Genomic DNA, 23,313 nt, shown 5'->3' with positions numbered 1-23,313 from the left:
GACATAGTATTATTGTTATTGCTACTTTTGTAATCACAAAATTGTTTATGTCTGCAACCTACCCTAAAAAAGAAAAACTAAAAAGCAAAAAACTTATTGATCAGCTATTTACTGAGGGGCAATCGGTTTCTGCTTTTCCGTTGCGTTTGGTATATATGCCAACTACTTTTGATGAAGACGTTATAGCAAAAACAGGAGTTTCGGTAAGTAAGCGAAATTTTAAAACGGCTGTAGACAGAAATCGCATAAAACGTTTGTTAAGAGAAGTTTACCGATTAAATAAAGCAGATTTTTTTAACAATTTAACAACACAACATGCGTTTATGATTTTGTACATTGGCAAAGACAAACCCACATTTACGCAAGTTGAAACTAGAATGAAAATTTTGTTTGAAAAGTTTTCGAACAAAATTTCTAAAAAATAAATCAACATGAAAAACTTACTAAAAAAGAAAATCATAATTCCCATAATAGCCTGTGTTATATTTTTCAGTACCACTGCTTTTAAAAACGATTTTTTTGAAATAGCAAAGCAAATAGAAATCTTCACCACGTTATTCAAAGAACTCAACATGAATTATGTTGATGAAACCAATCCGGGCGATTTAATGGATACCGCCATTAAAAGTATGTTGGCAGACTTGGATCCCTACACCAATTTTATGAACGAGCAAGATGTTGAAGCTGCTAGAATCAATAATACAGGAGATTACACAGGTATCGGTGCAAAAATAAAAACCTTAAAAAATAACTTAGTGGTTATTGAGCCTTATAAAGATTACCCAGCAGATAAAGCAGGTCTAAAAGCGGGAGATGAAATTATTAAAGTTGGAAACACCTTAGTTGAAAACTATAAAGAAAGTGCTGGGGATTTACTTAAAGGCGCTCCAGATACATCTATTGAAGTTACTTACAAACGCCAAGGAAAAACACAAACCGCCACTATAAAAAGAGCAGAAGTAGAAATAAAAGCCGTGCCTCATTTTTCGTTGATTAATGACAAAACAGGATATATAGTTTTAAGCAGGTTTAGTAGAAAAGCATCAGCAGAAACAAATTATGCATTACGCGATTTAAAAGCCCAAGGCGCTGAAAAAATTATTTTAGATTTAAGGGGAAACCCTGGTGGGTTAGTTAATGAGGCCATTAATATTGTTAATCTTTTTGTTCCAAAAGGTCAACTGGTTGTAACAACAAAATCTAAAGTTAAAAAATACAACAGAACTTACTACACTAAAAAGGATCCGATAGATACCGAAATTCCATTGGTTATTTTACTAGACGGTAATAGTGCTTCTGCTAGCGAAATTGTTTCGGGCGCATTACAAGATTTAGATCGTGCCGTTATTGTTGGTTCTAGAAGTTTTGGAAAAGGCCTAGTACAACGCCCTAAGCAATTGACTTACGGCACACAGGTTAAAATTACTATTTCTAGATATTACACACCTTCTGGCAGATGTATCCAGTCTTTAGATTATTGGAATAGAAACGAAAAAAACGAGGCTATTCGAGTAACACAAGACAACTACAACGCATTTAAAACTAAAAACGGGCGACAAGTATTTGATGGCGGCGGTGTTTTACCAGATGTTTCTATGGGAAGTGATAAAAACTCACCAATTACAAAAGCTATTGTTAATAACGATTTAGTTTTTAATTATGCTACTGATTATTATTACAAACACGATGTAAAAGATGTTAATAATTTAAAGCTTTCGGACAAGGATTTTACAGACTTTAAAAACTATTTAAAAACCAATAATTTTTCATTTAAAACAGATACAGAAAAGGCACTTTATAAAGCATTTGAAACTTCAAAAAAAGAAGCCTTAAATGATAATATTGAAACCGATTTTAACGTTTTAATGTCAAATTTAACGCAATCCAAAACAAGTGTTATAGATGAAAATAAAGACTATCTATTAAAGTTAATAACGGAAGATATTGTTAAGCAATATGTCTATAGAGAAGGTTTGTATGAGTATTATAAAATACACGATTCTGAAATAAAAAAAGGCACAGAAATACTTAGTAATACATCTACTTATCAAGGCTATTTAAGATAATTTTTATTTGTTTTGATTCTTGTTTTTTGAGAATATAATATTTAAACAGAACCTATAGATAGTGGCTTGTGGCATGGTTTAGATTAAAAAACAGTATATTTATCACCTATTATCCTACTATGAATAAACTTTTGGTATTTATATTAATAACGCTTTACAGTGTGTTGGCTTTTTCTCAAAAAGAATTAACACACGAGGTGTATTTTGAAACCGATAAATATGATGTTCCTAATACTGAAGAAAATAGACTGCTTTTGTTTATTTCTACTTTAACAGATGTTGATATTGAATCTATTTCCATATTTGGTTTTTGTGATGATATTGGTGCCGATACTTACAATTTAAAATTATCACAACATCGTGCTGAGGCTATAAAAGCCATTTTTTCCAATAACGAAATAAGCGAAGATTTAATTACTAATGTAGATGGTAAAGGCGAGATTCTGCTTAAAATTGTTGAAGAAAAAAACATTTTAAAAATAAGAGGCCTAAATAGAAAAGTTGAAATTATTGTAAAACCTAAACTCCCTGAACCTAAAAAAGAAGCACCTGTTGAAATTACACCAGTTGCTAAAGAAAAAGGGGTTATAGACTTAATTAAAGAAGGTCATAAAGGTGATAAAATAATTTTTAAAGACATTTTGTTTAAAACCGGCTACGCCACAGTAACTCCAGCTTCTAAAAAAACACTAACTGATATTGCTCAAGCACTTGTAGAAAGAAAAGATATCTATTTTACTATTCAAGGGCATGTGTGTTGTACACAAATGACTAGAGATGCTGTAGATAGAAAAACTAAAAAGCGTAATTTATCTGAAGCTAGAGCAAAATATGTTTATGATTATTTTGCAAAAAAAGGTGTTAGTAAAAAGCGCATGCGTCATTTAGGATTACGTCGAAAATTTCCTCTTGGTGGTGAACCTGAATTTGATAGACGTGTAGAAATTGTAATTACCTATGTTGGCAATGCTAATTAAAAGATTATGTTCTATAAAACATGTTTTTTATTAATTAGCTTTTGTTTAATAAGCTTTAAAAGTCTTTGTCAAAACACCTTTATTCCTGATGATAATTTTGAGCAAGCATTAATAAATTTAGGTTTAGATTCTGGACCTTTAGATGATTTTGTACCAACTGTAAATATAAGCGGCCGCACAGATTTAGATGTTGCAGGTATGAACATTACAGATCTTACTGGAATAGAAGATTTTTCAGCATTAACAAGTCTGGATTGTTCAGATAATCAATTAACCGTTTTAAACATTTATCAAAACACGAGTCTAACAGAGTTATATTGTAGTAACAATCAATTAACAAATTTAGATGTCACCAATCTATCTAATTTAATACGATTGTGGTGTTTTAACAATCAATTATCGAGTCTAAATATAACTCAGAATACAGATTTGATTTCCTTGCGTTGCGAAAACAATAATTTAACAAATTTAGACACCTCAAATAATACAAACTTAAATGTTTTGGTTTGTGAGCAAAACCAAATAAACACGCTTAATTTAGCTAACAATACGGTATTGAATCGGTTTCAATGTGGTAATAACCTATTATCAAATTTAGATGTAAGTACAAATACCGATTTATCTTATTTATCGTGTGAACAAAATCAATTAACAGACTTAAACCTTGCTAATAATAGCCATTTAGCTGTTTTATTATGTTTTAACAACGAATTAACCGAACTAGATCTTTCTCAAAATTTTAGTTTAACAGATTTGAATTGCAGTAATAATGAGCTGTGTGGATTAAATATTAAAAACGGAAACAACACTAATGTCATTTTAATGAATTTTGATTCTAATCCCGTTTTAAACTGTGTTGTTGTTGATGATTCCAATGGAAACCATACAACATGGCAACCTGCTTCTTTTTCAAACTATGTAAATTCAAGGGACGCATGTGGTAACTTTATTCCTGTTGATTCTTTAGTTGATTTTATAGGTATAAATTACATATTGCCTATACTTAATAATGGTAATTATTATACTCAATCTGGTGGCTTGGGTATATTGCTAAATACTGGAGATGTTATTTCCTCATCGCAAACCATTTATATTTATAATGCATTAAATTGTAACAGTAACGAATCTAGTTTTAACATTATAATAAGTGATAGTAATTATTTTATACCAAAATACTTTACCCCAAATAACGATGGAAAACACGATGTTTGGAACGTTTTAGATAATTCAAATAGCATTAATAACATTACCATTTACAATAGATACGGAAAGCTTATAAAATTTTTACCTCCAAATTCTCAAGGTTGGGATGGCACTTTTAATGGCACGGTATTAAGTAGCGATAGTTATTGGTATGAAATTGTTTTAAATACTGGAAATGTTTTAAGAGGTTATTTTGCTTTAAAACGATAATACAAATGTCAGGTTGAGTACTTCGACTGCGCTCAGTATAAACTAAAGTCGAAACATAATTTTATACTACATTTTTTTAATCATTCTCTTACCATAGCTATATGCGGAATATCATCTTCAAGGTACTCCTCACCTACTGCTACAAAACCTAAATTAGTATAGAATTTTTTAAGATAACATTGTGCGGAAATCTTTATAGTGGTTTCATTAAAATGATGTTTTATCGCTTCCGCGGAAGCGTTCATAATATCGTAGCCATATTTAAACTGCCTTTGGTTTTTAGCAACTACTACCCTTCCAATACTTGATTCTTCAAAATAATCCCCTGGCTTAAAAACACGTGTATAAGCTACTAATTTTTCATTTTTACAACCTAAAACATGCAGCGCTTTTTGGTCTTTTCCATCAATATCTTGATACACACAATCTTGTTCTACTACAAATACTTCGCTTCGTAGTTGAAGTAAATCGTAAAGCTCTTGTTTAGTTAATTCTAAAAAGGTTTTTGTTTTAATTTCTAGCATGTTTAATGATATTTTCGTCATTGCGAGACTTTTCTAAAAAAGTCGTGGCAATCTTTTTAATTGAAAAATGAAGTTAATATATTAAACAGATTCCCAAGTCGCACACTCCTCGGAATGACGTTTCATATTAATCCTGGACAATCACGTCTTTTGCATCATCCTTACCAAATTCTGGCTGGATATTTACGTGGTTAATATCATATTTATCGAACACTAAATCTTCTATATCATGTAAAACAGCGTCAAATTGTGATAAGGTTATATCTTCGTTAAAATCGATGTGCGCTTCTAAATGAATTTCTTCTTCATTTAACTGCCAAACATGAACATGATGTACATTTTTTATACTTTCAAAGGCGTTTATCTCATCCACTATCTTCTTTATAGGAACCGTATCTGGAGTGAATAACATCAATACTTTGGTAGAATTTTTCAATAAATCAAAACCCATCCAAATTAAATATAAAGCTATAACAAATGTAAGTACACTATCTACCCAAAATACTTCATAATATTTCATTAAAAGTCCGCCTATTAAAACCGCTACACTTGCCATCATATCGGTAAATAAATGTAGGTAAGCACTTTTCATGTTCATATTGACTTCAGAATCTTTCTTTAATAAAAGTACACTAAAGCCATTACCTAAAATAGCTATTAAAGATAACCAAATAACTAAATTAGATTCTATTTCTTGTGGGTTTTGAAAACGTTCAACAGCTTCTATAATTAATAAAATAGCCACTACAATTAAGGTTGCAGCATTAATAAAAGCAGCTAAAATTTCAGCACGTTTATAACCGAAAGTTTTATGAAAAGACGCTTTCTTTTTTGATAGACCATTAGCAACGTAACTAATAATAAGCGAAATAACATCGCTAAAATTATGCAATGCATCACTTAAGAGTGCTAAACTACCAGATAGTATACCTCCTATTACTTGTGCTACAGTAATAAGAATATTAAGTAAAATGGATATAAAAAGATTACGGCTTTTTAAGTCGTTATGAGAATGTGAGTGGTTATGAGAATGGTGGTGTCCCATTTAGCAAGATAACGGAATTTTATCTATACGGTTTTGGTGACGACCGCCTTCAAATTCGGTATTTAAAAAAACCTCAACCATTTCTAAGGCCTGTGGAATAGCAGTAAACCTAGCTGGAATACATAGAATATTTGCATTATTATGTTGTCTTATTAAATGAACAATCTCTTTATTCCAACATAAACCAGCACGTATTTTTTGATGTTTATTAGCGGTCATAGCTACACCATTTGCGCTTCCACAAATTAAAATTCCAAAGTCGGCTTTATTAGTTTCAACATCTTCTGCAACAGGATGCACAAAATCAGCATAATCAACACTATCATTAGCATCGGTTCCGTAATTATTAACGGTAATTCCTTTTGATTCTAATAATGCTTTTATAGCAAATTTATACTCTGTTCCAGCGTGGTCGTTTCCTATTGAAATTGTCATTATTGTATTTATTATTGTATCAGTATACAAAGGTAATAAATTAAGAATTTAGATTCCTTTTTTACTTATTTTACTTATTTGCTTCTATTTATTAAGTCTACATCTATTATATATAAGCAAAGCGGTTTTTTTATCTATAATTTTACTTACCAAAAACTAAAATGTTCATTACTCTTGATACAAATATTAGCAACTTGTTAATAACTGTGCATTAGTTTTTAAAAGAAAAACATTGAATATCCATTTAATTTTCCAATCAAAAACCTGTACCTAACATCCTAATAAGTTACTATATTTTTTTGGTTAAGTTATAAGCATTAAAAATACAGTTGTTAGTTCTGTAAAATAGAATACTTATTAAAAAATGTTGTTAATATGGGTTGCTAACAATTGTTAATAGGATTTTAGAAAAGGTTTAATTTAAACAAGTTACCTATTTAAATAATGTTCATTTCATATCAACAACATTCCATAAGATATATATCAAAACAAAACTTAAAAAACTTATACCGCTATCAACACACTATAATAACCACCATTTATTTTTTTAAATTTAAAAGAAAACTGATTGTATTATATATAATGTGGATAACTTCAATTTAATATTAAAAACACACTATTTAATATTAAAAGCCTAACTTTGTAAAAACAAATAGCAAATCTTCTCCTAAAAATGATGCTATTTAATAATAAAATTTCCTCCCGAAACTACGGGATTAGAAATAAAATGATTACAAAAATTACATGACAAGAAAGAAAAAAGGAAAATCCAAAAAGAATGGTATTTCCAACCTTACAGATACAATCTTAAGTATATTAAAAAAAGAAAGAAATCAAAGTTTTAATTATAAACAAATTGCGGCTAAACTCGGTGTTAACGATGCCAGTAGCCGAAACCAAATCATAAAAACTTTAGCAAAATTAGCTGCTCAAGAAGAGATTATACAAGTAGAACGTGGGAAGTTTAAAGCCGTTGTAAATACGGAGTATCATATTGGTAGATTAGATTTAGCAGCCAAAGGTAATGGTTACATTATTTGCGATGATTTTGATGACGATGTATTTATAGCATCCAATAATATCAACAAAGCGTTGCATGGCGATGAAGTAGAATTTTATGCTTACAAACGCAGAAAACGCGGTAAAGCAGAAGGTGAAATTACTAATATTATAAAACGTGCAAAATCAGAGTATGTTGGCGTTATCCAAATTCACGAAAAAAAGAATTTTGCATTTGTAGTACCAGATAGTAATAAAATGTACAAAGATATTTTTGTACCCATCAATAAAATTAATAAAGCTGAAGATGGTGATAAAGTATTAGTATTGCTTGAAGACTGGCCCGAAAAAGCAGATTCACCTCATGGAAAAGTGATTCAAGTACTTGGAAAACCAGGCGATCATAATACAGAAATCCATGCGATACTTGCTGAATATGGCTTACCTCATGAGTTTCCTCATGAAGTTGAAGCATTTGCTAAGTCACTGGACACATCAATTACAGAAGAAGAAATAGCAAAGCGACGTGATATGCGTAAGGATTTAACCTTTACCATAGATCCTAAAGATGCAAAAGATTTTGATGACGCACTCTCTTTTGAAGTTTTAGATAATGGATTATACGAAATAGGCATTCATATTGCTGATGTATCGCATTATTTACAAGAAGGTACCGTATTGGATGATGAAGCTTATGAGCGAGCAACTTCAGTGTATTTAGTAGATCGCGTGGTGCCTATGCTCCCAGAAGTATTATCAAATAATGCGTGTTCGTTACGTCCGAATGAAGAGAAATTAACCTTTTCGGCAGTATTTCAAATAAATGATAAAGCTGAAATTAAAAATCAATGGTTTGGACGCACAGTTACTTATAGTGATGCACGTTATGCCTATGAAGAAGCTCAAGCAGTAATTGAGTCTAAAACCAAAACCATTCCTGCAGAAGTGTCATTAACAGGAAAAGCATACCAAACCGATCAAAAATTAGCAGATGCCATCTTAAAAATGGATGAACTCGCTAAAATTATGCGAGGCAGACGTATGCGAGATGGTGCTATTTCTTTTGATAAAGTTGAAGTAAAATTCAATTTAGATGAAAACAATAATCCCGCTGGTGTATTCTTTAAAACCAGTCAAGATGCTAATAAGTTGATTGAAGAATTTATGCTTCTAGCCAACAGAAAAGTGTCAGAATTTATTGGAAAACAGTCGCCTAAAAAAACATTTGTGTACCGTGTGCATGATGAACCAGATGAAAGTAAATTAGCTTCATTACAAAATGTAGTAAGCCGTTTTGGTTATAAACTTAATTTTAAAGACAGAAAAAGTACAACTGCATCTTTAAATAATTTATTAAAAGAAGTTGCTGGTAAAAAGGAACAAAACTTAGTGGATACCTTAACGATTAGAAGCATGAGTAAAGCGGAGTATACCACAAAAAATATTGGACATTACGGGTTGGCGTTTGATTATTACAGTCATTTTACCTCACCTATTCGTCGTTATCCAGATGTGATGGCGCATCGTTTATTACAGTTATATTTAGATGGTGGTAAATCAGCAAATGAAGACGCTTACGAAGATAAATGTAATCACTCCAGTAATATGGAAGGTTTGGCAACCCGTGCTGAGCGAGATTCTATTAAATACATGCAAATTCGTTTTATGGAAGATCATAAAGACCAAGAATTTGTAGGGGTCATTTCAGGGGTTACCGATTGGGGAATTTATGTAGAAATCATCTCCAATAAATGTGAAGGCATGGTAAGTGTTCGGGATATGAAAGATGATCATTATGCTTTCGATCAAGATTTGTATGCCATGGTTGGAAGAAGTAATGGCATGGTATATCAGTTAGGTGATGAAGTTGTAGTAAAAGTTAAAAATACCGATTTAGTTAAAAAACACTTAGATTTTAATTTGATTGGAAAGCCTGAAGAGAATTAATTAGTTTAAATTTAACTAAAAATATTAATTATACTCCCTTTAAAACAAAGGGTATATAATTTCGATTTAATCGAAATTAGGAGGGTTGAAAGCTTAAAACTTCCGGACACCATTGTTTTCAATCTTGATAGCTATCGGGATTAAAATTACAATGCTGTTATAGGTATCAGATTAGCTATTGAAACATCTTCGATTTCTTTTATATTTGTTTCAATTACGGGTACAGCGTTTAAGGTTGTTTAACAATGAACTTATTTAAATATTAGCAAAATAATTTTTTTTGAGTTCTATTATAATGTTTTCCTAAAGTTAGTCTTCCTTGTAAGAATTATTGATAATTTTGCGTTTAATGAAAAATCAAAATAGTAAAAAGATGAAACATTTAGTAATTCTTATAACATTACTTATTTCAGTAACTGGAATATCTCAAAAGCCAATAGAAAAAACCATTGGAGAGTTTACCGAATTAAAAGTATACGATTTAATTCTAGTGGAACTCGTAAAGTCCAATGAAAATAAAGTTATTATTACTGGCGAAAACAAAGAAGATGTACTTGTTAATAACAAAAATGGCAAGCTAAAAATTAAAATGAAGCTTGAAGAAGCTTTTGATGGTGCAAAAACTAAAATTGTATTGCATTATACAGCAGTTGATATCATTGATGTTAATGAAGGTGCTAAAGTAACTTCAGATGATATCATAAAACAATTTGAAATAGATTTAAAAGCTCAAGAAGGTGGTTTGATCCGTGTTCCAGTAAATGTTACTTACACGAATATAAAGGCAGTTTCTGGAGGTATAATAAAAACAATGGGGAGTTCTAAAAGTCAAGACATTTCTTTATCAGCAGGAGGTGTGTATCAAGGCGAATTATTGGAAACAGAAAAAACAGAAGTAACTATTAAAGCAGCAGGCGAAGCTCATGTATATGCATCTAAATTAGTGGATGTAAAAATTAGAGCAGGTGGTGATGTATTTATTTATGGAGACCCGGAAACCGTAAATGAAAGTAGAGTTCTTGGCGGTAGGGTAAAAAGAATGTAATTAGAATAATTTTATTACACCTTAGGGCTTTAATATTTCTGGGCTTACCTGAAATGAAAAAAAATTTTCCGAATAGCACCTATTCGATTTATCTTGAGTTTACAGATTCAAATGCATATTTAAAACCGTCTTTTTAGGCGGTTTTTATGTTTGTATAGGTTTTATTTATAATGTCTATTACCCAAACAAAAACCATACATAGTCTTCCCTAATAGTTATTTTTATTAACTTAGTAGCACAACAACTAAACCATTTTAAATTGAGAGCACTTAAGTCTATATTATTATGTATGCTTTTTTCAGCTATTTCTGTAGCTCAAGAACGCCCACCTATTGATGTCTTTTCTCCAGAAGATTATGGTGCCGAAACACAAAATTGGTCTATTTCACAATCAAAAGAAAAAAACATTTATGTCGCAAACAATAAAGGTTTATTAGAATATAATGGCGCCAATTGGAGACTATACCTTTCACCAAACGAAACCATTCTACGATCAGTTAACGTTATTGATAATCTTATATATACGGGATGTAGTAATGAATTTGGCTATTGGCAAAGAAACGAATTTGGTTTGTTGTACTACACCTCGTTGTCAAAATCCTTAGAAATTGAACTTTTAGAAGATGAAGAATTCTGGAATATTATTAGTATTGATGATTATATATTGTTTCAATCTTTAAAAAGAATATATATATACAATAAAATCAATGGTACATACAATACCATTGATTCAAAAACTATAATTTATAAAATATTTAAAGTTGACCAAACTATTTATTTTCAAAAAACAAAGGACGGCATTTATAAAATTGAAAACGGAAAGGCAAAATTAGTTTCAAAAAATCCTATCCTTAAAAACAACAGATTGGCTAATATTTTTAGCAAAGACGGTAAGTTGTTATTGGAAACTGAGAATAATGGGTTTTATATTTTAGATAACGATTTGCTTACAGAATGGAATATTCCAGCAAATAAAGAACTTTCCGAGATCAGTGTATTTCGTAGCGCTCAATTAAGAGACGGCAGTTTTATTTTAGGAACGCGATCTAATGGTATATTGCACTTAACCCAAAATGGAGAAATAGACTTTAATATAGATGTTGTTCAAGGGCTAAGCAACAATACGGTTCATTGGGTTTTTGAGGATGCTGAAGACAATATATGGTTAGCCTTAGAAAACGGTGTTAATTGTGTAAATGTTAAATCTCCTTTTAGTATTTATGAAGATTATAAAGGCAAAATAGGAGCAGTTCGCACCTCAATAGTGTTTAATAACAATTTGTACTTAGGCACAAATCAAGGATTATTTTATAAAAAAAATGATTCCAAAGAAGACTTTAAATTAGTTGAAGGCATAGAAGAAGCGGTATGGTGTTTAACTGAAATAAAAAACACTTTATTTTGCGGACATGATACAGGAACTTCTATCATTACTTATAATAAAGCTGAAAAAATAAAAGGAATCCAACAAGGGACTTGGGATATAAAACCAATAAATATAAGTAAAGATTTACTCTTACAAGGTAATTACAATGGGCTTTACGTTATTCAAAAAATTAATAACAAATGGGTGTTTAGGAATAAAATTCAGGGATTTGACCTTTCTAGTAAGTTTTTCGAAATTTACGACAATCATGTTTTTGTAAGCCACGAATACAAAGGTGTTTTTAAGATTAAAATGGATGATGATTTCACAAAAGCAATAGAAATTGAGAAAGATACTACTATAGGTAAGGAATTAAATTCGAGTTTAATAAAATATAATAATGATTTACTGTTTTCTTATAAAGAAGGCGTGTTTAAATACGACATCACGAAAAATGAATTTTTAAAAGACACGATTTTAAGCACTTTATTTAAAAAAGAAGAGTACACCTCAGGAAGGCTAATTTATATAAATAAAAATATCAATACACTTTGGGGGTTTTCTAAAGCTAATTTGAGTTATTTTTCACCAGATAAATTAAGCAATGTTCCAAAGATTAACCAAATTTCATTTTCTAAGTCTTTACCAAAGGGATTAACCGGTTACGAAAACATTTCACGCCTAAATAATCAAAGGTATTTAATAGGAACTTCAACAGGGTATATTATTGTAGATTTAGATAAAGTACAGAATAAGAATTACAACATTGCTATTAACCATGTTACAACAAGCAGTATTGATGCTGATCAAGAAATAATTAATATGGCCAGTAACGGCTTCTTTAAAAATAAGCACAATAATATAGAATTTACTTATAGTGTTGCTGAGTTTGAAAAATACCTTGATACAGAATACCAATACCAATTAGAGGGTATGTATCCAAAATGGAGTAACTGGTCTAATAATGCAAGCACATTGTTTAAAAACTTGCCACATGGCGATTATGTTTTTAAAGTAAGGGCTAGAGTTGGAAACACCATTACTAAAAATGTAGCTTCCTATAGTTTTACAATAGATAGGCCATGGTATTTAACCAAAACCATGATCGGTATATATGTGTTTTTTGTTTTGTTGTTTTCCTTCATCATGCATAACATCTACAAAAGGTACTATATAAAACAAAGAGAAAAATTATTACAAAAGTCAAATCGCGAGTTAAAGTTAAAAGAATCAGAAAACAAACAACAACTCATGATGTTCAATAATGAAAAGCTAAGGCAAGATATTGATAACAAAAACCGGGAACTGGGCATATCCACAATGAGCTTAATTAAAAAGAATGAATTTTTAAATAGTATCAAAAAAGAACTATTGCATGCTCAGGATAATAAAAGCATTAAGCAAGTGATTAAGATAATTGATAGAAATTTAAATAATAACGATGATTGGCATGTTTTTGAAGAAGCGTTTAATAATGCAGATAAAGATTTCTTGAAGAAGATTAAAAACCTGCACCCATCACTTACTTCGAACGATTTAAGACTCTGTGCTTATCTTAGATTAAACCTTTCCTCAAAAGAAATAGCACCGCTACTTAATATATCTCCTAGAAGCGTTGAGGTTAAGCGTTATAGATTACGAAAAAAAATGGATTTACCCCACGAAGCTAGTTTATCCGATTACATTTTGGAAATATAAGACCACGACGAACCTTTTTATTACCACAACACTACCACAACATTAACTGATTTAATTACTTTATTATGGTATTTGGTATAGTAAGGTATATCGTATAAAACATAGTATTTATTAGTATTTCAATAAAAATTCATACATTTTTTTATGATGTATGTTTTTTGTTGAGGTGTAAAATTAGAATATCATAACACATGGGTTTAATTTTACAGAAACTAAAAACTCGACTAAATATGAAACAAATGTTCTTAAAAACTCTAGCACTGTTTTTTGTAGCTTTTACTAGCGCACAAAATGTAGATGTTAGTGGAAATGTACAAGACAACACAGGGTTTCCAATTCCTGGTGTAAATGTTATTGTAAAAAACACGAGTAAGGGTGCTGTTACCGATTTTGATGGTAATTTCACTATTACAGCTGTTGAAATTGGCTCAACGCTTTCTGTAAGTTACCTAGGGTATGTAACAAAAGAAATTGTTGTTGCCGATAATTCTAAACTATCAATTCAGTTAGAAGAAGACTTAGCACAACTAGATGAAGTAGTTGTAATTGGTTATGGTACGCAAATTAAAGAATTAGTTTCTGGAGCTTTTACAAGTTTAGATTCTGAAAAGATAACGGAATCTAACCCAGGAAGGATAGAAGAGGCGCTTATAGGTAATGCCGCAGGTGTTCAGGTTACATCAAATTCAGGATCTCCTGGAGCTGGATTAAATATTAGAATTCGTGGGGTAACAACTAATGGTGATAATAGCCCTTTAGTAATAGTGGACGGTGTTAATATCGGTCCTGATTTAGGTATTATTGACCCTAATGATATTGAAAAAATGGATATTATTAAAGATGCCAGTTCCGCTATCTATGGTGTTCAAGCGGCTAATGGTGTTATACTTATTACAACTAAATCTGGTAAGAAAAACAGAGCTACAAAGTTTTCGTATAACTCATTTTTATCCTTGCAACAGGCTTCAAATCAACTAGACTTAATGAATGCCTCCGAGTATGCTGTATATGTAAATGAAACAGAAGCAGCAGATGGCAATGGAATTCCTTACCCTAGCATTAATGGACTTGGTGTTGGAACAGATTGGCAAGATGAATTATTTACCACATCCCCAATAATTAGCCATACAATAGGTGCTAATGGAGGGTCGGATACCGTTACATATAGTGTGAGTGCCAGTTATTTTGCCCAAGATGGTATCATAGCTCCAGATAAATCTAATTATAATAGGATGACCATTAAGAACAACTTAGGCATCGATTTATCAAAAAAATTAAAACTAAACACCTTTTTACTGTACACAAACATTAAAAGTAAAGGTATAAATGAAAGCGGTAGAGGGTCTGTTTTATATTACGGCCTAAATGCATCGCCTTTAACTTCTGTTTATGATGGTACAGATGGATCGGGACCCTCAAGAGGCTTTACATATATTGGAGATAATCAAGGTTCTGAGATTGTGAATCCTTTGGCTGTTATTAACAATACATACAATCAGTCTAAAACGAATAGGTTTACAGGAAAAATAGAATTACAATACAGTATTTTAGAAAACTTAAAAGCAACTAGCCGTTTTAATTTTAACTATGCTGATGTAGTAAATAGAGGATATAACCCTTTAAGTTATTATGGATCTGGGAAGGTTGTAAATAATGTTTCATTAGATGGAGGCGTTTTCGATTTAGATAGAAATGATAACGGAGTTACAGATGTATTTAGTACAGTAAGTGAAGACAACCAAAACTACTTCGATTATAATTTTGAGAATTTTATAGACTATAAGTTTTCAATAGGAAACCATAATGTTAGTACTTTATTGGGCTCGTCTATAAGAAGTGAGAATTTTTATGGTGCCTATGGTTTTGGATACTTAACGTTAAGTTCTGACAGAGATAGTTGGAAAAATGCTTACCTATTTAATACGCAATCTTTTATTTATGATGAGGTTGTAGATGCTGACGGGAATATTGATAGCGGAGAAACTATAAGAACTAATAGCAATGCGTCAACAGGAATAAACGAAGATAGGTGGTATTCATTCTTTGGTAGATTGCAATATGATTTTGATGGAAAATACCTCTTCTCAGCTATGTTAAGACGTGATGCATCAACAAGATTCGGTCCAGAAAATAGAGTAGGATATTTTCCTTCTATTTCGGGAGGTTGGTTAATTAGTAAAGAAGATTTTTTTAAATCAGAAAGTATTAATAAATTAAAAGTTAGGGCTAGTTGGGGTATTACTGGTAATGACAAAATAGGTAGCTACAGATGGTTAGGCTTCCTGCAAGGAACCAACGGTACAGAAGCTTCGTATTCTTTTGGAGACAATTTATACTATGGTAATGCCATTGGTGCTTTGTCTAACCCTAATTTACAATGGGAAACCAATACACAAACAAACATTGGTATAGATGCAGGGTTTTTTAATGGAAAATTAGGCTTAACGGCCGATTACTATAAGAAAACAACAGAGGACTTATTATTAATCCCAGAAGTTTCTGCTTTAGTAGGTGCTGCGGCTCCGGGTAGTTCTGCTCCAATTGTAAATGCTGGAACTATTGAGAATAAAGGGTTTGATATCAGTTTAAATTTTAATCATGACTTTTCAGAAAATTTTAAATTAGGATTAGGCTTAAACGTAACTACCATTGAGAACAAAGCTGTTAAAGTAAATAATGCAGCAGGATTTATTTCTGGAGGCTTATTTGATTTGGCTCAGGAAACATCAAGGTTCCAAACAGGTCTTCCAATCGGTGTCTTTTATGGCCTAAAAACGGATGGTATATATCAAAACCAAGCAGAAATAGATGCTCTAAACACAGATACTAACGATGATGGTACGATAAATGACCTTGACGACAAGTTTCAAGATGGCGCAGCACCAGGCGACATTAGATTTGTTGACATTGATGGTGATGGTGTTATTGATAGCTCTGTTGATCAAACGGTAATAGGTAACCCTATCCCTGATGCCACGGTAGGATTCAATCTGAACCTAAATTATAAAGATTTTGATTTTGGCACCTCACTATATGCGTCAATAGGTAACGATGTGGTTAGAAGTTATGAACGTTTTTTAACCTATAGCAACAAATCAAGATTATACTTAGACAGATGGACTGGAGAAGGGTCTTCAAATACTGTTCCAAGAGCATCAAACAATGCGTCTGGTAATGTTTTGTTTTCTGATTTTTATGTAGAAGACGGTTCTTATTTAAGAATACAGAATGTTCAATTAGGATATTCTTTACCTAGTGAAGTCTTACAAAAATTAGGCTTAGACAGGTTTAGACTTTACGTAGCTGTAAACAACTTATATACATTCACTAACTATAGTGGATATAATCCAGATGTTTCTAATGCAAGTCCATTGGGCGCAGGAGTAGATTTGGGTCAATACCCTCAAACTAGAACGTTTACTACTGGAGTTAATATTTCATTTTAAAGACTAAGCGATATGAAAAATAATATAATAAAATTAATGATTCTTGCAGTCTTAACTATCTCAGTTAATGCTTGTGATGATTATATTGATATCTCTAAAGAAGGACAACAGAATACTGAAAACTTCTTTAATTCACAACAAGATTATGAAGATGCTTTAATTGGCACCTATGATCTTTTAGGAACCAATTATTTAATTCACATACTAGGAGAAATTGCCTCAGATAATGCTTTATGTGGAGGTGAGCGGCCTACAGATGTTCTGGAATGGCAGGAAATTGATGACATGAAGCATAATCCTGATAACCTAGCACTAAGAAATGTATGGAAATGGATGTATGCTGGTATTGGTAGAGCCAACTACATTGTTGAATTTCAAAATCAAGTTGATTTTGATAGAAAGCCTGAATTATTAGCTGAAAACTTATTTTTGCGGTCATTTTACTATTTTCAATTAGTTAAGTTTTTTGGGGATGTCCCGTTAGTTGTTGACGGCAGAATCTCTGTTGAAGGTGCTCAGTCTATTGGTAGAACGCCTAAAGCGGACGTCTATGATAAAATTGAACAAGATTTAATAACTGCTACAAATAGTTTGCCTTGGATACAAGCGCAACCAGGCAGAGCTACAAAAGGAGCTGCGTGGGCCTTATTGGGCAAAGTGTATTTATACCAAAAGGAATATGACAAGGCTGCAGATGCTTTTGATAAAGTAATTAAGTCAAATAATTATGATTTAGTTGAGGATTTTGGAACTATTTTTCTAAATGACAACGAGAATAATGAAGAATCTGTTTTTGAAATTCAATATTCTATTGGTGTAGAAGGAGGAAGTTACGAGGAATTAGAGTATTCTGAAGGTAATGTAGCAGCAGGTTTTATGTCACCAAGATTTACAGGTGAAAAGGTAAACTGGGGTCCTTATGATGATGGCAATACGTTTAGCACGCCTGTTCAAGCACTTGTTGATTTATATGATGTTGCAGATACTAGACTCAATGCAACATTTTTTAATATTGAAGCTTTCGTTGAACAAATGCCGGGATTAACTTTTGATAAAAGAAATGAATATACGGGTTATTACAATTATAAATACATGGTATATAAAGAAGCTAACTTACCAGACCCTAGAGTTACACACGGTAATAACTATAGAGCAATCCGCTATGCAGATGTTTTATTAATGGCAGCAGAAGCTAATCTTCAAGCTACATCGCCTAAAGGAGACCCAAAAGCATTGTTGGACGAAGTGAGAGATAGAGCCTTTGGCGGAGATACCGGCTACAGAGTTCCAGCTACTTTAGAAAACATTTTGCAAGAGCGAAGACTGGAATTGGCTGGAGAAGGTCATCGGTTTTTTGATCAAGTTAGAACCAAGAAAACGAGTACGATTCCTAGCTTTGAAGTCAATAAGCATGAATTATTTCCTATTCCAAGACTTGAAATCGAGCTTGCTGGAAACACTTGGTCACAAAACCCAGGATATTCAAATTAAAAAAATAAGATATGAAAACATTAAAATATATATTTAGTTTCGCTTTAATCTTCTTCATGAGTTGCGCCGAAGATGATAATGATTTAAGCTTTATTGATAAAGTTGAGGCGCCATCAGAAGTTTCTGCAGTTTTTAAGCCCACCTTAGATGAGGATTCAGGAAATTTAGGTCTAATTAGTATTACACCAAATGCTATAGGTGCCGCGTCTTACAATATAAATTTTGGAGATGGTACTGAAATGTTAGCAGAAGTAATTCAAGGTGAAAGTGTGGTACATCAATATGCTGAACTTCCCGAAGGAGAATTTTATGATGTAATTATAGAGGCTGTTGGAATAACGGGTCTAACCACTACTGGAACAGAATCGCTACCTGTGGTTTATGAAGCACCCGAAATGAGTTGTGTATTAAACGAAAATATTGAAATAAGCAATGATATAGCTATATCTAAAGAAGTAGATGTAACTGTAACGGCTAAATATGGTATCTCTTACGAGGTATATTTTGGTGAACCAGGAAAAGATGAACCTAAAACAGCTAATAATGGAGAACCCTTAGATTACCAATATCAAGAAGCTGGAACGTACACCATTAGAGTAGTAGCAATGAGTGCGTCGTCTCAAACAACAGAGTGTGTTTTTGATTTTGAAGTTACGGCGATTTTACAACCGCTAGCTTCAGCAAAGGCACCACCATTCAGACAAACATCAGATGTTATAAGTGTTTTTAGCGATAAGGCTAATTATGAATATAACCTAGCAAATGATTTGTTCCCTTACTGGGATCAAGGAGCAAATTGGAATGTGGGCCAATTTTTAATAGAAAATGCTACGTATACAGATACAATCGTTCGCTATACAGGATTAACCTACCAAGGAGTTCAGTTAGGAGCTGAAATTGACGCTTCAGAAATGGAATTTCTACATTTAGATATTTGGACCGCTGATGATAACGATGCTCAAGTATCGCCAATTAGTGCATCAACAGGTACTAATCAGTATGATTTAGCTTTAACGGCAAATGAATGGACATCGTTTGATATTCCATTGTCGTATTTTATCGATGGAGGTATGAGTATGAGTGATATTGCTCAATTTATGTTTTTGGGAGCACCAAATGGAGGCGCCATATTCGTAGATAATATCTACTTCTGGAGAGAAGCATCTAGTTACACGCCATTACTTTTTGACGATTTTGAAGGCAATGGAAATATTACAACTTGGGATGGAGATCAAGCAGGATTAAACACCGATTTTGTAAACCCGTATGTTAATGCCGATAATTTTTCAGATACTGTTTTAGAGTATCAAGATACTGGCGGACAGTATGCAAATGTTCAATTTTTAAGAGATTCTAAATTCGATTTATCTGCAGGAAAAAGTGTATTTTCTTTAAAAATATATGTGCCATCTTCTGGTATTACAGGTAGTCAAACGAATCAAGTTTCATTAAAACTTCAAAATAGTGAATTAGGACCAAATTTATGGCAAACACAAACATACATTATTAAAGAGATTGTTCTAGACGAATGGCAGGTCGTAACATTCGATTTTGAGAATGATAACTGGATAAACCAGAATAACAATGGTACAGATCCAGATCCTGTTGATAGAACAGATTTAGATAAAGTTGTCATTCAAGTTAATGGCGAAAATAATAATGATAATGTAATAGCCTATATCGATGATTTCAACTACGGCACAACACAACCTGCAGATAGTCCTCCCTCTCCAAGAGATGGTTTTGAAGGAAAAGGGACAATCACAACATGGGTTGAAGATCAAGCAGGGTTAGATACAGATTTTGCAAATCCGTTTATGGATGCTAATAATAATTCACCTACTGTATTAGAGTATCAAGATACAGGAGGACAATATGCCAATGTTCAGTTTACTGTAACGCCTAAATTTGATTTAATGGCTAAGAGTAAATTTACATTGAAAATATATGTACCATCTTCTGGTATTACAGGAAGTCAAGAAAATAATATTTCTTTAAAACTTCAAAACAGTGAATTAGGACCGAATGTATGGCAAACACAAACATTTATTATTAAACCTATTGTTCTAGACGCTTGGCAGGAAATTACATTTGATTTTGTAAATGATGATTGGATCAATCAAAATAATAATGGTCCAGATCCAGATCCTATAGACAGAACAGATTTAGACAAAGTTGTGATACAAGTTAATGGCGAAAATAATAATGATAATGTAATAGCCTATATCGATAATTTCAATTATCATAAATAAAAAATAAAAAGATGAAAACAATTAAATATTATATAACCTTTGTTCTTGCATTAATAACATTAATGAGTTGCGAAGAAGATAATTACGAAGTTGGAGATATTATTGCACCAAGTAATGTAAAACTTACAAAAGAGATTGTTGGTGAAGACTCCAGCAATCCAGGTGGAGATGGTAGTGGCTTAGTACACTTTACAGCTACGGCTGATAATGCTATAACTTATATATACAACTTTGGGGACAATACAGATGCTGTGGCCGCATCAGGAATTACGAGTCATAGGTTTTCAAAAGTTGACACAAACACATATACGGTTACGGTTATAGCCTCTGGAACTGGAGGGTCTCAAAGTACGTCTTCAATAAATATTGATGTATATAGTTCTTTCGACGACCAAGAAGCGAAAACCTTTTTAACTGGTGGTGCTGGTAATAGTAAAAAATGGTACTGGGCAGCAGATAAAGATGGAAATATTGGATTAGGACCAAACGATGTTCAGGCAGATGGCTCACATACATATTCTGCTTGGTTTAATGCAGGTCCTTGGTGGGAAGATAAGCTATGTATGTATGATGCAGAATTTGTGTATTCACAGTCTGCTGATGGCGATGTTACTTTTGAACAGTTAACAGAAATAGCCTACGTTAATGGAGATTATGCAAACATTATAAGTATTGATGGTAATACCTGTCATGGTCTTGAAGTTGCTCCAGGACTTACTGGAGTTAAAACTGTAACCTTATCTCCATCATCTTCTATTGCAACAGAGGATGCAAAAGACCCCGCTTATAGAGGGACGACAATAAATATTTCAGATGGCGGTTTTATGTGTTGGTATAACGGTGAGAGTTCAGGTACTTTAGAGATTATTGAAATAACTAATAGTACTCTGAAAGTGAGGGTTGAAGATGGGCCTAGAGCTTGGTATTGCTTTTTTCAAACAGAAAAACCAGTACAATAAAATTTATAATTTGAAGGAGTATACGTTATGCTCCTTCATTTTTTCTTGTAGTTGAATTGAATTTTCAAAAGAAAAATAAGTAATAAATTGTAATGTAAGGAAGGGGGTTATTCACTATAATTTCCTTCCTTTTTTGTTTAAAAAGGGATTAGTAATTCAAAATCATGTACTTTATGTTTAAAAAGTTAAAATACTCGACACCATTAATTACAAGTATCTTTTGCGCGTTAATATTATCATGTTCTGCAGGAGGAGATGATTCTATAGCAACAATAACAGAACCTCAAGAAGTTATTCCTTCTAATTTAGCATTAACCATAGAAATTGTTGGAAAGGACGCTAACTATCCTTTCGGTGATGGTTCAGGAGTTATAAAGTGTACTGCAACGGCAGCTAATACCATAAAATATGGTTTTAAATTTGGAAACGATACAGAACAAGAAAATATAACAGGTAATATTCAGCACACATTTACAACTAAAGGTACAAACGATTATCTGATTACGGTTTTCGCTTATTCTAGTACTGGAAACGTAATAAGTACTTTTAAAACAGTTAGCGTTATGGTTGGAAATCAATCTGGGGTTACCTGGGCTGATGAGTTTAATACAGATGGCCCTCCTAGCCCAGCAAAATGGAATTATGATATAAGTAATGGATGTCCAAATCTTTGTGGTTGGGGGAATAATGAAGCACAATATTATACCAATAGATTAGATAATGTTATTGTCGAAAATGGAGTATTGAAAATAACTGCGAAAAAAGAGAATTACCAAGGCGCACAATATACGTCTGCAAAATTATTGACAAAAGGGAAATTTGATTTTAAGTATGGTATTATAGAAATTAGAGCAAAGCTTCCTAGCGGAGGTGGCACTTGGCCAGCAATTTGGACTCTAGGTTCTAATATTACGTCTGTAGGCTGGCCTGCTTGTGGTGAAATTGATATTATGGAACATGCTGGGAATAGGCAAGGGACCGTTCAAAGCGCTATGCATACTCCTTCAAGTTACGGGAACACCTTTAATAAAGGTTCGCAGATCCTATCTAATGTTTCAACAGAATTTCACATATATAAAGTTGAATGGACTTCTGAAGAAATGGTATTTTCTGTTGACAATATAGAACACTATAGATATAATCCATCTAATAAAAACAGCAGTACATGGCCTTATGACGCTAATCAATATCTCATTTTGAATGTTGCCATGGGCGGTAGTTTTGGAGGTGCAATAGATTCTAATTTTATTGAATCTACAATGGAAATAGACTATATAAGAGTCTCTCAATAAATTAAAAAAATATGATTCCCTTTTATCATAAACCTTATGATTCAACATTGTAAAATATTATAATTATCATACATCAGATGAAAGTTTATATGTTTTAAAAATGTCTAGTAATTTGAAGAGATAAACAATTTAGGTTTATAGAAAGTATTATTTCTCCCAAATTTGACATAACATGTAATGTGTCAAAAAAAACAAACCACAACAAACCTGATATATACCCATACAATACCACAACATTTATGTTTTTTTAGGGTGTCTTGTATTTATTGTTGCGGTGGTTATCACAATAAAACCTGGATATAATTGAGGTTTGTACAATAAAACACTAATTTTTTTAACATGTATGTTTTTTGTTGAG

General features: G+C 32.2%; 15 protein-coding genes. 12 read left to right on the top strand and 3 right to left on the bottom strand.

The genetic code is table 11. The annotated features are described in order from the left end of the window. Nucleotides 1-47: 47 nt before the first annotated feature. The 4 genes from rnpA (at nt 48) to ABD935_RS07175 (ending at nt 4,456) form a co-directional block, all read left to right on the top strand. Complete coding sequence (gene rnpA / locus ABD935_RS07190) at nt 48-425, top strand: ribonuclease P protein component (RefSeq protein WP_345191078.1); 378 nt, start codon at nt 48-50, stop codon at nt 423-425. 6 nt (nt 426-431) lie between these two features. Then, nucleotides 432-2,066 (top strand): S41 family peptidase, encoded by a 1,635-nt coding sequence (locus ABD935_RS07185; RefSeq protein ID WP_345191077.1) that lies wholly within the window; start codon nt 432-434, stop codon nt 2,064-2,066. A 119-nt stretch (nt 2,067-2,185) separates the two neighbouring features. Continuing rightward, nucleotides 2,186-3,043 carry an OmpA family protein gene (locus tag ABD935_RS07180; RefSeq protein ID WP_345191076.1) on the top strand — a complete coding sequence of 286 codons (858 nt, stop codon included), beginning with the start codon at nt 2,186-2,188 and terminating at the stop codon, nt 3,041-3,043. A 6-nt stretch (nt 3,044-3,049) separates the two neighbouring features. Then, nucleotides 3,050-4,456, top strand: coding sequence for a T9SS type B sorting domain-containing protein (locus tag ABD935_RS07175; protein ID WP_345191075.1), 1,407 nt, complete (start codon nt 3,050-3,052; stop codon nt 4,454-4,456). An 80-nt stretch (nt 4,457-4,536) separates the two neighbouring features. Here ABD935_RS07175 and ABD935_RS07170 read toward each other — a convergent pair whose 3' ends face one another. The 3 genes from ABD935_RS07170 to rpiB all read right to left on the bottom strand — a co-directional run bounded on the left by ABD935_RS07170 (nt 4,537) and on the right by rpiB (nt 6,460). Further along, nucleotides 4,537-4,980: a GNAT family N-acetyltransferase gene (locus ABD935_RS07170; protein ID WP_345191072.1), complete on the bottom strand. Its 444-nt coding sequence runs from the start codon at nt 4,978-4,980 to the stop codon at nt 4,537-4,539. Nucleotides 4,981-5,107: 127 nt separating this feature from the next. Then, on the bottom strand, nt 5,108-6,025 hold the full coding sequence (locus tag ABD935_RS07165; protein ID WP_345191070.1) for a cation diffusion facilitator family transporter: 918 nt from the start codon (nt 6,023-6,025) through the stop codon (nt 5,108-5,110). After that, nucleotides 6,026-6,460 (bottom strand): ribose 5-phosphate isomerase B, encoded by a 435-nt coding sequence (rpiB, locus tag ABD935_RS07160; protein ID WP_345191069.1) that lies wholly within the window; start codon nt 6,458-6,460, stop codon nt 6,026-6,028. A 744-nt stretch (nt 6,461-7,204) separates the two neighbouring features. Here rpiB and rnr point away from each other — a divergent pair. The 8 genes from rnr to ABD935_RS07120 all read left to right on the top strand — a co-directional run bounded on the left by rnr (nt 7,205) and on the right by ABD935_RS07120 (nt 22,955). After that, nucleotides 7,205-9,406, top strand: coding sequence for a ribonuclease R (gene rnr / locus ABD935_RS07155; protein WP_345191068.1), 2,202 nt, complete (start codon nt 7,205-7,207; stop codon nt 9,404-9,406). A 373-nt stretch (nt 9,407-9,779) separates the two neighbouring features. Continuing rightward, complete coding sequence (locus tag ABD935_RS07150; protein WP_345191066.1) at nt 9,780-10,451, top strand: head GIN domain-containing protein; 672 nt, start codon at nt 9,780-9,782, stop codon at nt 10,449-10,451. Nucleotides 10,452-10,740: 289 nt separating this feature from the next. After that, a complete protein-coding gene (locus tag ABD935_RS07145) occupies nt 10,741-13,515 on the top strand; it encodes a helix-turn-helix and ligand-binding sensor domain-containing protein (protein ID WP_345191065.1) in 2,775 nt (924 codons plus the stop codon). A gap of 239 nt (nt 13,516-13,754) precedes the next feature. Then, entirely contained in the window at nt 13,755-16,961 is a 3,207-nt protein-coding gene (locus tag ABD935_RS07140; protein WP_345191064.1) for a SusC/RagA family TonB-linked outer membrane protein, read from the top strand. 12 nt (nt 16,962-16,973) lie between these two features. After that, nucleotides 16,974-18,452 carry a RagB/SusD family nutrient uptake outer membrane protein gene (locus ABD935_RS07135; RefSeq protein WP_345191063.1) on the top strand — a complete coding sequence of 493 codons (1,479 nt, stop codon included), beginning with the start codon at nt 16,974-16,976 and terminating at the stop codon, nt 18,450-18,452. 11 nt (nt 18,453-18,463) lie between these two features. After that, complete coding sequence (locus ABD935_RS07130) at nt 18,464-20,704, top strand: hypothetical protein (RefSeq protein ID WP_345191062.1); 2,241 nt, start codon at nt 18,464-18,466, stop codon at nt 20,702-20,704. Between the two features lie 11 nt (nt 20,705-20,715). Beyond that, nucleotides 20,716-21,663 (top strand): PKD domain-containing protein, encoded by a 948-nt coding sequence (locus tag ABD935_RS07125; RefSeq protein ID WP_345191061.1) that lies wholly within the window; start codon nt 20,716-20,718, stop codon nt 21,661-21,663. A 173-nt stretch (nt 21,664-21,836) separates the two neighbouring features. Continuing rightward, a complete protein-coding gene (locus tag ABD935_RS07120) occupies nt 21,837-22,955 on the top strand; it encodes a glycoside hydrolase family 16 protein (RefSeq protein WP_345191060.1) in 1,119 nt (372 codons plus the stop codon). Nucleotides 22,956-23,313: the final 358 nt, after the last annotated feature.

This window comes from Algibacter agarivorans (genome assembly GCF_039543245.1).
Classification (GTDB): Bacteria; Bacteroidota; Bacteroidia; order Flavobacteriales; family Flavobacteriaceae; genus Algibacter_G; species Algibacter_G agarivorans.
This window is presented reverse-complemented; position numbering and strand designations above follow the sequence as displayed.